This window comes from Pseudomonas sp. GNP013, from assembly GCF_054343995.1.
In genome coordinates this window covers 1,799,957-1,812,633 of the sequence record NZ_JBTGUT010000001.1, presented here as the reverse complement: position 1 = coordinate 1,812,633, position 12,677 = coordinate 1,799,957, and the positions used below count along the sequence as shown (strand labels likewise).

Genomic DNA, 12,677 nt, shown 5'->3' with positions numbered 1-12,677 from the left:
GCGGCGAACTAAACCTTGGCCGCCTCGGGTTTATAGCCCAGGCGCAGGCCACCCCAATGCCGGCCCTTGACGCTGATCGGCACCGACAGGTCGTGCATCAATTCACCCGTATCGCGGGTATAGGTTTGCAATAACACCGCCTGCTGGTGGCTGCCGCAGCGGATGCCGGTGCGGTCCTCGAACTTGCGCTTGGTGCGATTTTGCACCGCGTCCACCTGGGTATCTCCCGTCAACGCCTGTGAAAATGCCTGGTTATGCGTCGGCACGTAGCCCTGCGGCGTGCAGGCAATCGCAAACACCAGCCCCTCGTGGCGCGGCAGCAACGCTTCCTGTATCGCCGGCAGCACCTTGTCGGTGTACCCGTCAAAACGCGTGTGATATTTACTCGGGCTGGTATTGGGTATCAACGTATAGCTGCGGTCGAACAGGTCATCCAGGCTGATTCGGCCCTGCTGCACATCCGCCTCGAACTGTTCGGCGATACGGTTGGCCCCCTCGCGGGCCAGGTCGTAGACACGCTGGTGATAGTCATCCAGACCGACCTCGGCCAAACGCTCGCTGATGGTCTCCGCCTGCCCTTCCATCTGCACCGCGGCGTCGGCCAACTGGCGCGTCTGCTGGTCGCTCACCGTGAGGTCACTGCGCATCTGCTCCACCGCATGGAACAGGCTGTCGAGCTGCGCGCGATTGGTGTCGCTGCCCTGGGCGATTTCGTTGACTTGCCCTTCCACATCCGCCGCCAGGCTGGCGATGGTCTCCAACTGTTCGCCCGCTTCCTCCACCTGCGCGACGCCGGTGTTCAAATCCGCCGACAGTTGGCGAATCTGCTCCACCACCTGGGCCGTGCGCTGCTGGATATCCGCCACCATCACGCCGACTTCGTCGGTGGCCTTGGCGGTACGCCCGGCCAGCCCCCGCACTTCATCGGCTACCACCGCAAATCCGCGTCCGTGCTCGCCGGCCCGTGCTGCTTCAATGGCGGCGTTCAAGGCCAGCAGGTTGGTCTGGCTGGCGATGGACTGGATTACCAGGGTCACACGCTGGATTTCTTCGCTGCGCTGGCTCAACGCTTCGATCAGCTCACGGCTGGCATTGGCGCGCTGGCTGAGCTGGTGCATACGCGTGATGGACTGGGCCAGCACCTCGCGGCCCTCGCTGCTGCGCTGATGGGCCTGGCTGGCCGCGCCAAGGGCCTGGCGGCTGAGCTGGGCGGTCACCTGTTCGGTGCCGATCATCACTTCAGCGCTGCTGACGATCTGTTTGGCCGCACTCAGCTGGGATTGCAGGCGCGCCGCCAGTTGCTTGACCGAATAGGCCACGCCTGCGGCTGACAATGCGTTATGGCTGGTGGTATGGGAAAGGTCGCGCGTCAACTCGCCGATTGCATCGACGGTATTGATCGAGGTCACGGCAGGCGTGCGGGTTTTCAAGCGCGGCAGCCAGATCACCAGCAAGGCCAGTGGCAGGCACACGTACAGCGGCAGGCCGGCAAATGCCAGGCCCAGCAGCACCAGCACCATGGCGGCGCTCTGCATAAGCGGCATCAGCCAGACGGGCAGCCTGCTCACCGCTTGCGGTGGCATTGCCATGCCTATCAGAGATCCATCTCCAGCCATCGTCGTTACCCCACTGCTTGTCGTTGTTGTGCCTGCATTAGACGCCACTATCGGGCCATTATCCATGGGCCTTTAGTGGGGGGCTTGCAGCACATCAACAGAGGAGGTGTAACGGGATTGCCCTGGGGGGCCGCAGGCACGGCGCCCCAGCTTCACCGCATCAGGCCTGGCGCTGATGCTTGTCGATCTGCTCGTGGCGCTCTTGGGCCTCGATGCAGTATTTGGTGGTAGGGCTGATCAGCAGGCGCTTGAGGCCGATAGGCTCGCCGCTGTCGTCACACCAGCCAAAGGAATCTTCCTTGATACGCTCCAGGGCGCGCTCCAACTGCGGCAGCATGCGCTGGTCGCGGTCGATGGCATTGACCAGCCAGGTGCGCTCTTCTTCAACGGAGGCGGCGTCGGCCGGGTCGGCCGGGGTGTCCAGGCTTTCAATGGCGATACGGTTCTGCTCAATGCGCTCGTGGTGCTCGACTTTCATGTCCTGCAGCAACTTCTCGAAAAAAGCGTGCTGTTCGGCATTCATGTAGTCATCCGCCGGCATGGCCAGCAACTTTTCCTTTGTCATTGATTTCTCTATAAAAAATACGTGCATTAAGGCGAATAAGGGAGCGTTCCGGTCGACCTCTGCTGGTCTCGGAAAGGCGCCATCCATTCCAAGCGCCACCCGGCACTCAATTTAAGAGGGGCGGCAGTCTAAGGCCGACTTGAGGGCGCAGCAACTGAAATGACAGGCATTTTTTCCCGATTAACCCCCAAAGGCACCAGGACGGGCTTGGCGAATGGTTATCGGAGTGCGTTTATAGCAGGAAAGTTCGTAAAGCGGCTATAAGCCGCATGCTGCAAGCGACAAGCTGCAAGGCGCTCCACTTCAGCCTGCAGCTTGCAACCTGTCGTTCAGCGCTTGAGCTTGCGTTTGTTGCGATACTGGTCAATCACCACCGCCACCACAATGATCAGCCCCTTGATGATGTCCTGGATATACGCATCCACCCCCACGAAGGTGAACCCGCTGGCCATCACCCCGAGGATCAGCGCGCCTATCACCGTGCCGGTGATGCGCCCTACCCCGCCCGCAAGGCTGGTGCCGCCGATCACCGCAGCGGCAATGGCGTCCAGTTCATAGGACATGCCCATGCCCGCCTGGCCGGTGGCGGCACGTGCCGAGGCGACCACACCGGCCAGGCCCGCGAGGAGGCCGGCGATGCTGTAGACGATGATCAGGTGGCGCTTGACGTTGATGCCCGACGTGCGCGCGGCCTGCATGTTGCCGCCGATGGCGTAGGTGTACTTGCCGTACTTGGTGTAGCGCAGGGCGATGTGGAAGATCACCGCCACCACCAGAAAGATGATCACCGGCATGGCGCCATGGCCGATGGCGGTGTAGGAATCCGACAGCATGCTCACCGGCTGTCCTTCGGTGTAGTAGCGCGCCAGGCCACGGGCCGAAACCATCATGCCCAGCGTCGCAATAAATGGCGGAATGCCGGTCACCGCAATGATGCTGCCGTTGATCGCGCCGGCCAGCAGCCCCACACCGAGCCCCATCGCCACCGGGATCCACACCGGCAGGTCGGTGAGCGATGGAAACACCGCGCGGGAAAAGTCCGAGGTCTGCGCCAGGCTGGCGGCAATCATTGCCGACAGCGCCAGCACCGAGCCCGACGACAGGTCGATGCCGGTGGTGATGATCACCTGGGTCACCCCGATAGCCAGCAAACCAATGATCGACACCTGCAATATCATCAGCACCAGGCGCTGGGAGTTCATCAAAAAGCTCTGGTCCCGCACGATCCAGCCGAACAGCTCAAACACCAGGCCGATGCCGATCAACACCAGAAAAATGCTCAGTTCGGTGGGCAAGCGCCGACGCTGCTTGACCGGCGCCGTAGCCGGCTTGTTGTCCGTTATTGCGTTCATAGCCAATCACCTTCTTATTCTGTAATCAGTCGACTGTGGTCATACCCGACGCCAGTTGCATGACTTTTTCCTGGGTCGCCTCGCTGCGATCCAGCGTGCCCATCAGGTCGCCTTCGTGCATCACCATCACCCGGTCGCTCATGCCGAGCACCTCGGGCAGTTCCGACGAAATCATGATCACCGCCATGCCTTCGCTGGCGAGGAACGAGATCAGGCGATAGATCTCGGCCTTGGCGCCCACGTCGATACCACGGGTCGGTTCATCCAGGATCAGCAAGCGTGGATGGGTCATCAGCCAGCGCGCCAGCAAAGCCTTCTGCTGATTACCGCCGGACAGGGTGTCGATGCACTGCTCCAGCGACGGGGTTTTGACCCGCAGCTTCTTGCACATGTCTTCGCACAGCGCGCGCAAGGCTTTCTGCTGGATAAAACCGTTGTCCGAATAGTGCGGCAGTACGGCCATTTCCATGTTTTCCAGCACCGACAGGCACGGGAACAGACCGCTGAGCTTGCGATCCTCGGTCAACAGCGCAAAGCCCTTCTCGATGGCCATGTGCGGGTCGCTGATGCGCACCGGCGTGCCGTCCAGGGTGATCTGCCCGCTGGTGCTGGGGGTGATGCCGAAAATGGCTTCGGCCACATTGGTGCGGCCCGAGCCCATGAGCCCGGCGATACCGAGGATCTCACCGGCGTGCAGGTCAAACGACACGCCTTTGAATACGCCGTCCAGCGTCAGGTCGCGCACCGACAGCAGCAAGTCGCCAATCGGCGTCTCGCGCACCGGGAACAGCTGGCTAAGCTCACGGCCCACCATCATCGAGATCAGGCTGTCGCTGTTCATGCTGTCGGCGCGCTGCAAACCGATGTAGCGGCCGTCACGAAATACCGCCACTTCATCGGCGATGGCGAACACTTCGTTCATCTTGTGGGTGATGTAGACAATGCCTTTGCCCTGGGACTTGAGGTCGGCAATGATCGAAAACAGGTGGGCGACTTCCTTCTCGGTAATCGCCGAGGTCGGTTCATCCATGATCAGGATGTCGGAGTCGTAGGACACTGCCTTGGCAATCTCGACCATCTGCCGCTCGGCGATGCTCAGGTTGCCGACCTGCTCCTCGGGGTCCAGGTTGATGCGCAGCCGCGCCAGTAACTCGGCGGTGCAGCGGTGCATTTCGCGGTGGTTGACCATGTGCAGGCTGTTGAGCTGCTCACGGCCGATCCAGATATTCTCGGCGATGCTCATGTGCGGCATCAGGTTGAGTTCCTGATGGATCATCGCGATGCCCGCCTTCTGCGCGGCCAGCGGCGTTTCAAACACGATCGGCTGGCCGCGCAGACGGATTTCGCCGGCGTCGGGCTGGTAGATGCCGGCGATGATTTTCATCAACGTCGACTTGCCGGCACCGTTCTCGCCCATCAGCGCCAGCACCGAGCCCGGGCGTACGCGCAATTGCACATCGTCCAGGGCCACGACGCCGGGAAAGCCTTTGCTGATGTTGACGATTTCCAGCAGGTAGGGTTCGTCCAGCGCCAGTGGCTGGATACCAGGGGGCTGCGAGGCAGTCGCTTGAGCGAGCATGGGGAGTACTCCATCGGCAGGACGGCCGTGACCGCCCTGCCGCTTATTGTTGTTATGTCACTGCTATTTGAAGTCGTTGACGTTGTCCGGCGTGATCAGCTTGAACGGGATAATCACGTTCTGCTCGACGGGCTCCTGCTTCGCCATCTTGCGCGCTGCTTCCACCGAGCCCACTGCCTGCCCCTTGGCGTCCTGGAACGCCGAGGCGGCCATGTCACCCTTGGTGATCGCGTTCAGCCCGTCCGGGGTTCCGTCGACGCCGGCAATCAGCACTGTGCCGGGTTTGGTGCCTGCAGATTTCAACGCCATGGACGCGCCGATGGCCATCTCATCGTTGTTGGCCAGCACTGCGTTGAACTCGCGGCCCTGGGTCAGCCAGTCGTTGACCAGGGTCATGCCCTTGTCACGCAGCCAGATACCGGTCTGTTCCTGCTCGATCTTGATGTCGGGGTACTTGGCCAGCACCTCTTTCACGCCCTTGGTGCGGTTGGTCGTGGAGTTGTTCGCAAGATCCCCCAGCAGGATCACGATTTTGCCCTTGCCACCGAGTTTTTCGGCGATGTATTGCATTTGCAGCTTGCCGGCCTCGACGTCATCGGAGGTCACGGCCACCACGCCCTTGGGCAGGTCTTTCTGGTCCGGGCGGCGGTTGACGAACACCAGCGGGATGCCCGCTTTGGTGGCTGCGCTGATGATGTTTTTGGTCGATGCGGTGTCCACCGGGTTGACGATGATCGCGTCGACCTTCTGGCTGATGAAATTCTCGACCTGGCTCAGCTGCTTCACCACGTCGGCGCGGGCGTCTTCGAATTGCAGCTGCACACCGTCACCCTTGGGATAGGACTTGGCCTGCTTGTCCATGTCTTCGCGCAGGTAGGTAAGGAAGGTGTCATCGAAGGCGGACATGCTCACGCCCACCTTGATATCGGCGGCAGCGGCCATACCGCTGGCCAGCCACAGGGACAAGGCCAGCGCGGTAAAACGGATCGGGGTCTTCATGAACGGTCTGTCTCCACATTTATTGTTGGTTTTCTGGACGTTGCGTTAATCAGGACTCGGCGGGCAGTCGAACCACCGGCGCGCCGGGAATGCAGCACACCAGCGCGCCGTGGTTTTCGACGCACAGCACATTGAGAAAGGAGAAGTAGAAAGGCCGGGCGCGGGGCAGGCCGCGTGGCGTGTGAGAAAGGCGTAAAACTCGCAGTACGGCGTTGAAGATTTTCATCTGACGGTACCTGGTTGTTTTTGATCTTGTTTTTGTTGAGTCGCCGGAATCAGGTCCGGAACGTACTTTATGCAACCTGCAAAAGACTTTATTGGAAAATAATTTCTATATCAACCTATTTTAGAATTTTATTCCATTTTCGTTGAAACCACTTGCTGACGCTCCGCACTCAGGCGTGCGGCGTCCAATATACGGGTGGTTTCCAGCGCGTCATAGGCGTTTACCGGCAAGGGCCCCTGCCCTTTCACAGCACGCTGCAACTGGCTGTAGAAGTGCGTCCAGCAGCCTTTTTCGGTGGGCACCCGTTCGCGCTGCTCGCCTTGTTCAAACCAGCCCCAGCGGCGATGCTCTTCCGCCCCCCAATGCTCGCCTTCGGTTTTCGGCGACTTGCCGGCCATCAGTGCCGCTTCCTGGCCGTCCAGGCCTTCCACGGTGTAGCACCCGAGGGTGCCGCTCACGCGAAAACGCGAAGCCGGGCTGTTTTGCAGACCATTGCCCCGCAAGTGCGAAATGACGCCGTTGGCATGGGTCAGCGACACGAAGAAACCATGGTCAACGCTGGGGTGTTCGGCGGTGTAATGCAATTGCGCAAATACCTGGTCCACCGGGCCGAACAGTTGCAGCGCCTGGTCCACCAGATGGCTGCCGAGGTCACGTAGCCAGCCGCCGCCACTGGCATTGCCGACGCCCTGCGGACTGTAGCGCTCCACACAGGATTCAAAGCGCGTAATGGTGCCCAGTGCGCCGGCGTCAATCAGCTTGCGCACGGTCAGGTAATCGGAGTCCCAACGGCGGTTCTGGTAGACGCTCAGCAAGACGTCATGCCGCTCGGCGGCCGTGATCAGCGCCTGGGCCTGTTCGGCGTTGCTGGCGAAGGGTTTGTCACTGACCACCGCCACGCCGTGCTCGATGGCTTCCAGCACCAGGGCCGGGCGGCCTTTGAGCGTGGTGGAGATAACCAGCGCATCAACGCCGGCTTCGACGATCTGGCCGATGGCGTCGAATGCCGGGATACCCGGGTGATCGGTTGCCAGTTGCTCGCGGCGTTCGATTGATCGTGTGACCACGCCCACAAACGTCGCGCCCGGCAATGTTGCAATCAGCGGCGCATGAAAAAAACGCCCTCCGTGGCCGTAGCCGACAAGTCCGATTCGCATAACGCGTGTTCCTTTATTGAGAGGCAAGGCCAATCCAGGGGGGAGCAAGCGAACTTCCTCCCACCTGTTTGATCGCGCATCTGCAGAGGTTCAGTTATAAAAACCCGGACGCTGCGGCAGGCTGACTTTCACAATCTGCTCGCTGTTTTGCGCCTCGATGCACGCGTCCGCCGCCACGGCCGCTGCAAAGCCGTCCCACGCCGACGGCCCGCCGACCTGGCCGGCGCGCACGCTGTCGATAAACGCCTGCAATTCGACGTCATAGGCGCCGACAAAACGGTCTTTCCAGTCCATCAAAATGGCGTTGGACAGCTTCGCCTCACTGCGCAATTGCACCTGGGACGGTTCCGGCAATTTGGCGATACCGGTCTCCCCCACCACTTCGCACTGGATGTCGTAGCCGTACTGGCAGTTCACAAACACCTCCACGTCAATGCGCGTGCCTTTGGCGGTCTCCAGCAGCACGATCTGTGGATCGCGCAGATGGGCCAGGGCCTTGCTGCTCTTGCGCGGGAACACCACTTGCACCGAGACGTAGTCGTCGTCGAGCAGCCAGCGCAGCACATCCAGCTCGTGGATCAACGTGTCGGTAATTGCCATGTCAGTCTTGTAGTTGTCGCCCACCCTGGGGTTGCGATGCGCGCAGTGCAGCATCAAGGGCTCGCCAATCTGGCCGCTGTCGATCACCGCCTTGAGGGCTCGATAACCAGCGTCGTAGGGGCGCATGAAGCCCACTTGCACCAGACGCTTGCCGTGGGCCACTTCGGCATCGACGATCGCCCGGCAACCTTCGGCCGTCACGGCCAGGGGTTTTTCGCAGAACACCGGCTTGCCGGCAGCGATGGCGGCGAGCACAAACGCCTGGTGGCTCGGCCCCCAGGACGTCACCAGAACCGCCTCGACCTGCGGCGAATGGATCAGCGCATGGCCGTCCGGGTACACCTCGGCATCCAGCTGCAACTCGGCAACCACACGGGCGGCCTGTTCAAGGTTGATGTCCGTCACCGCCACGACCTGGCTGTTGAGCAACGTCTGGCTGCACCGACGAATATGGTCTCGGCCAATGGCGCCCGTGCCGATCACTCCAAGCTTCAAAGACATGCAAACACTCCTCTTGTTGTTAGTACTGCCTGGCCTTGGCCAACTGTTCATTGAGTTTTGCGGCGGCTGCACGGGTGCGCTCGCTGGTGGACACCTGCGCCACCCCCACCCGCCACCACGACAGGTAGCCGTGGACCATGGTCTTGGGCAGCACCTTGATATCGATCAGGGTCGAGACGCTTTGCGTGCGCGCATCAGCCAGGGCCGCTCGCAGCTGTTCCACGTTGCTGACCTTGTAGGTCTTGCAGCCATAGGCCGCCGCGCTCATGGCGAAATCAACCGGCACCAGGCCGCCGTCGAGCTTGCCGGTCTCGGGGTTGCGGTAGCGGAATTCGGTGCCAAAGCTGTCCATGCCGTTGCCGATCTGCAGGTTGTTGATGCAACCGAAGGCCATGTTGTCCAGCAGCACCACGTTAATCTTGCGCCGCTCCTGGATCGAGGTGGCCAGTTCCGAATGCAGCATCATGTAGGAGCCGTCGCCAACCAGCGCATACACCTCCTTCTGCGGTTCGGCGAGCTTCACGCCGAGGGCCGCATTGATCTCGTAGCCCATGCACGAATAACCGTATTCGACGTGGTAGGTGTTGACGCCCTTGCTGCGCCAGGCCCGCTGCAAATCACCCGGCAGGCTGCCGGCGGCGGCGACGATAATGGCGTCGTCGGCCAGGCTTTCATTAAGCACGCCAAGAACGCGGCTCTGGGTGAGGCAGGAGCCGGTGAGCTCGATGAATTCGCGCAGTACCGCGCGGTCCAGCGGGTCGTCGACCTCGGGCACGAAATCATCGCCGTGGTACTGCACGTTGTGCACGCGATCCAGCTCGGCCTCCAGTTGCGCCTTCGCGTCGCTCACCTGTTCGCCCCAGCCCGCGCGGTAGTCGCCGAGCGCATCGGCCAGTGCTTCGAGGGCCACCCTGGCGTCCGCCAGCACCTGCACACCGTCCAGCTTCAACGCGTCGCACGGGCTGATATTGAGGTTCAGAAACCTCACCTCGGGGTGTTTGAACAGAGACTTGGACGACGTGGTGAAGTCGCTATAACGGGTGCCGACGCCAATGATCAGGTCCGCCTCCGGCGCCAGCAGGTTGGCCGCCAGGCAGCCGGTTTCGCCGATACCGCCCACATTGAGCGCATGGCTGGACAGCACGGCGCTCTTGCCCGCCTGGGTCTCGGCGAAGGGAATGTCAAAACGCTCGGCAAAGGCTTGCAGCGCCGCATTCGCGCCGGCGTACTTCACCCCGCCGCCACAGATGATCAGCGGCTTGCGCTTGCCCCGGAACACCGCCAATGCATCGCCGATCATCGCGGCAGTGGGCGCACGACGCTCGATGCGGTGCACGCGCTTTTGCAGGAAATAATCCGGATAATCCCAGGCTTCAGCCTGCACGTCCTGCGGCAATGCCAGAGTCACGGCGCCGGTTTCAGCGGGGTCGGTCAGCACGCGCATGGCGTGGATCGCGGCGCTCATCAACTGCTCGGGACGGTTGATGCGGTCCCAGTATTTGCTCACCGAGCGGAACGCATCGTTGGTGCTGATGCTCAGGTCGTGGAACTGCTCGATCTGCTGCAACACCGGGTCGGGCTGGCGGCTGGCGTAGACATCGCCGGGCAACAGCAGCAACGGAATACGGTTGGCGGTGGCGGTCGCCGCAGCGGTGAGCATATTCGCCGCACCCGGGCCGACGGACGCGGTGCACGCATAGATTTTGCGGCGCAGGTGCTGCTTGGCGAACCCGATGGCGGCATGGGCCATGCCCTGCTCGTTGCGGCCTTGATGCACCACCAGGTCGCCGCTGTCCTGCTCGAGCGCCTGGCCCAGGCCCAGCACATTGCCGTGGCCGAAAATAGTGAATACCCCGGCGACGAATTTGCTCTGTACGCCATCGACTTCGATGTACTGGTTATCCAGAAATTTCACCAGGGCCTGGGCCATGGTCAATCGGGTGGTGGTCATCACTTGCACCTTGTGTCAATTCAGATCCATTGGGGCTCGGTTATGCCCGGGACTTTTGCAACAGGGTCATGCCTGCTCCCAACGCCTGCTGAATATCCGCCATCCAATGCACGCTTTCGGCAAATGGTTCGAACGACAGATAGCCCCTGTAGCCGCTGCCGAGCAAGCTGTCGATCTGCGCCGCATTGCCGAGGATATCGCCCTCGCCCACCCGTACGCGGTGGCCGTCGCGGATCGAATTGAGCGGCGCATCGGCATCTTCCACGCCGCAGATATGCACCAGCCCGGTGAGTGGCGCGAAGAACGCCTGCTCGCCGGCCAGGTGATGGTGGAAGGTGTCATGCACCAGGTGCGGCGCAACCATGCGGTTGAGGGCGAAACGTAACGGCGATTTCATTGTTGTTCCCCGTCCAAAACAGCTTAAAGGTCCAGCAGCCAACTGTGCTGCGGGTCATTGTGGAAATGCCAGGCGCGCTTGGGCCCGGCCATCACGTTCAGGTAATAGGACTCGTAGCCGTACGGCACGCTGACCGGGTGATACCCCTTGGGCACCACCACCAGGTCGCTGTTTTCCACAGCCATGGCCTGATCGATGCTGCGATCGTCGGTGTAGACACGCTGGAACACGTAGCCCTGGGGCGGGTTGATCTGGTGGTAGTAGGTCTCTTCCAGAAAGCTCTGGTGCGGCAGGTCATCGGTGTCGTGCTTGTGCGGCGGGTAGCTCGACGAGTGCCCGGACGGCGTGCGCACCTCTACCACCAGCAGCGAGTGGGCCGGCTCGCTGTCGGGCAGGATATCGCACACATAACGGGTGTTGGCGCCCTTGCCGCGCACGCTGCGTTTGCAGTCTTCGGGGCGGATCAGGCGCGGCTCGAAACCTGCGGCGCCGGGGGCGGCGCACACGGCGATTTGTACATCGCTCAAGGCGGTCACCTGGGCATCGGTGCCCGGCGGCAGGTAGGCGGCAAACGGCGATTTGTCCTCGAACACCGAGTGGCGATCACCGAGGTTCTGCCAGTCGAAACCTTCGCCTTGAATAGTCACCCGGCCACTGAGCAGCACCAGGCACAGCTCTTTGTCGCCGGCGCTGACCGGCAGGGTTTCGCCCAGGCTCAGGCGGTATGCACTGAAGCCCACGTACGCCAGGCGCCCTTCTTCCAGGGCGACCATGGTGTGTCCGCGTTTGCTGCTTTTAACCAACAGGCTCATGGTTGGGTCCTCTCATCGAGCAGCGCGCGCAAGGTGTCATAGCCTTTTTTCGCATAGACATAGCTGGGCGCCACGGCAGGGTCCTGCTCGGCTTCCACCACCAGCCAGCCCTCGTATCGGGCCGCCAGCAATACATCGAGCAGTTCGGCAAAGTTGATGTCGCCATCGCCAGGCACGGTGAAGGTGCCGTTGACGATGCAGTCGGGGAAGCTCCACATCTGGTTGCGTGCCAGTTGCACCACCGGCTTGCGCACGTCCTTGAAATGCACGTGGCAAACGCGGTCGATGTGTTTGCGCAGCACTTCAAGCGGTTCGCCGCCGCCCATGTAGCAATGGCCCGAATCGAACAGCAGGCCGACTTCGGGACCGGTGCGCTGCATCAACTGGTCGATGTCCTGCGGGGACTCGACGTAGGCGCCCATATGGTGGTGGTAGGCCAGGCGCACGCCCTGGGACAGGGTAAAGCGCGCCAGCTCCGTGAGCTTGTCGGCGTAGTCCTGCCAGGCCTGTTCGCTGTGAAAACGCGGGCGTTCGATCAGGCGAATGCGCGAACCCTGGATGGAATCGGCAACTTCGCCATACACCAGTACCTTGGCACCGTTGTGTTTGAGCAATTGAACGTGGCCGCCAATCGCCTCGATTTCTTCGGCCACCGAGCGGCGCGCCAGACGGCTGGAGTACCAGCCGGAGACCAGCGCCAGCTCATAGGGGCGCAGCACATCGGCGACGCCCTGGGCGTCTTTGGGGAACTTGCCGTTGAGTTCAAACCCTTCGTAGCCGATGGCCTGGCCTTCGCTCAGCGCGGTGCTCAGCGGCGTTTCACCGCCCAGGGCCGGCAGGTCGTCGTTGCTCCAGGAGATCGGGTTGATGCCAATTCGGATTGCGGGCATGGCTGCACCTTTTATTGTTTTCAGGTATCACT

Annotated in this window: 11 protein-coding genes and 1 pseudogene; all 12 read right to left on the bottom strand. The window is 61.7% G+C overall.

The window, feature by feature from the left end; translation table 11 throughout:
* Positions 1–8: 8 nt before the first annotated feature.
* Positions 9–1,235: a methyl-accepting chemotaxis protein gene (locus ACXX81_RS08175; RefSeq protein WP_458572571.1), complete on the bottom strand. Its 1,227-nt coding sequence runs from the start codon at positions 1,233–1,235 to the stop codon at positions 9–11.
* A gap of 541 nt (positions 1,236–1,776) precedes the next feature.
* Entirely contained in the window at positions 1,777–2,181 is a 405-nt protein-coding gene (locus tag ACXX81_RS08170; protein WP_003191666.1) for a TraR/DksA family transcriptional regulator, read from the bottom strand.
* Positions 2,182–2,510: 329 nt separating this feature from the next.
* Positions 2,511–3,533, bottom strand: coding sequence for an ABC transporter permease (locus tag ACXX81_RS08165; protein WP_058411640.1), 1,023 nt, complete (start codon positions 3,531–3,533; stop codon positions 2,511–2,513).
* Between the two features lie 25 nt (positions 3,534–3,558).
* The gene (locus ACXX81_RS08160; protein ID WP_209982679.1) at positions 3,559–5,112 is read right to left on the bottom strand and encodes a sugar ABC transporter ATP-binding protein; all 1,554 of its coding nucleotides are present in this window, start codon (positions 5,110–5,112) and stop codon (positions 3,559–3,561) included.
* Positions 5,113–5,175: 63 nt separating this feature from the next.
* A complete protein-coding gene (locus ACXX81_RS08155) occupies positions 5,176–6,111 on the bottom strand; it encodes a sugar ABC transporter substrate-binding protein (RefSeq protein ID WP_209982681.1) in 936 nt (311 codons plus the stop codon).
* Between the two features lie 49 nt (positions 6,112–6,160).
* The gene (locus ACXX81_RS08150) at positions 6,161–6,337 is read right to left on the bottom strand and encodes a hypothetical protein (RefSeq protein WP_209982683.1); all 177 of its coding nucleotides are present in this window, start codon (positions 6,335–6,337) and stop codon (positions 6,161–6,163) included.
* Between the two features lie 128 nt (positions 6,338–6,465).
* The gene (locus tag ACXX81_RS08145; protein ID WP_458571477.1) at positions 6,466–7,494 is read right to left on the bottom strand and encodes a Gfo/Idh/MocA family protein; all 1,029 of its coding nucleotides are present in this window, start codon (positions 7,492–7,494) and stop codon (positions 6,466–6,468) included.
* A gap of 90 nt (positions 7,495–7,584) precedes the next feature.
* Positions 7,585–8,595, bottom strand: a complete 1,011-nt coding sequence (gene iolG, locus ACXX81_RS08140; RefSeq protein WP_458571476.1) for a bifunctional inositol 2-dehydrogenase/D-chiro-inositol 1-dehydrogenase — start codon at positions 8,593–8,595, stop codon at positions 7,585–7,587.
* A gap of 19 nt (positions 8,596–8,614) precedes the next feature.
* On the bottom strand, positions 8,615–10,546 hold the full coding sequence (gene iolD, locus ACXX81_RS08135) for a 3D-(3,5/4)-trihydroxycyclohexane-1,2-dione acylhydrolase (decyclizing) (RefSeq protein ID WP_458571475.1): 1,932 nt from the start codon (positions 10,544–10,546) through the stop codon (positions 8,615–8,617).
* A gap of 40 nt (positions 10,547–10,586) precedes the next feature.
* Positions 10,587–10,895: pseudogene (locus tag ACXX81_RS08130) on the bottom strand (TIM barrel protein); the annotation flags it as partial.
* Positions 10,896–10,966: 71 nt separating this feature from the next.
* Positions 10,967–11,755, bottom strand: coding sequence for a 5-deoxy-glucuronate isomerase (iolB, locus tag ACXX81_RS08125; RefSeq protein WP_209982690.1), 789 nt, complete (start codon positions 11,753–11,755; stop codon positions 10,967–10,969).
* Entirely contained in the window at positions 11,752–12,645 is an 894-nt protein-coding gene (gene iolE, locus ACXX81_RS08120; RefSeq protein WP_231422965.1) for a myo-inosose-2 dehydratase, read from the bottom strand. Before iolE ends, iolB begins: the two co-directional genes overlap by 4 nt.
* Positions 12,646–12,677: the final 32 nt, after the last annotated feature.

Bases quoted from the DNA above. Each gene is read 5' to 3' on its own strand.
- ACXX81_RS08165 (WP_058411640.1), bottom strand. From the start codon at position 3,533: ATGAACGCAATAACGGACAACAAGCCGGCTACGGCGCCGGTCAAGCAG.
- ACXX81_RS08145 (WP_458571477.1), bottom strand. From the start codon at position 7,494: ATGCGAATCGGACTTGTCGGCTACGGCCACGGAGGGCGTTTTTTTCAT.
- ACXX81_RS08170 (WP_003191666.1), bottom strand. From the start codon at position 2,181: ATGACAAAGGAAAAGTTGCTGGCCATGCCGGCGGATGACTACATGAAT.
- ACXX81_RS08155 (WP_209982681.1), bottom strand. From the start codon at position 6,111: ATGAAGACCCCGATCCGTTTTACCGCGCTGGCCTTGTCCCTGTGGCTG.
- iolD (WP_458571475.1), bottom strand. From the start codon at position 10,546: ATGACCACCACCCGATTGACCATGGCCCAGGCCCTGGTGAAATTTCTG.
- iolE (WP_231422965.1), bottom strand. From the start codon at position 12,645: ATGCCCGCAATCCGAATTGGCATCAACCCGATCTCCTGGAGCAACGAC.
- ACXX81_RS08175 (WP_458572571.1), bottom strand. From the start codon at position 1,235: ATGATCGGCACCGAACAGGTGACCGCCCAGCTCAGCCGCCAGGCCCTT.
- ACXX81_RS08160 (WP_209982679.1), bottom strand. From the start codon at position 5,112: ATGCTCGCTCAAGCGACTGCCTCGCAGCCCCCTGGTATCCAGCCACTG.
- ACXX81_RS08150 (WP_209982683.1), bottom strand. From the start codon at position 6,337: ATGAAAATCTTCAACGCCGTACTGCGAGTTTTACGCCTTTCTCACACG.
- iolG (WP_458571476.1), bottom strand. From the start codon at position 8,595: ATGTCTTTGAAGCTTGGAGTGATCGGCACGGGCGCCATTGGCCGAGAC.
- iolB (WP_209982690.1), bottom strand. From the start codon at position 11,755: ATGAGCCTGTTGGTTAAAAGCAGCAAACGCGGACACACCATGGTCGCC.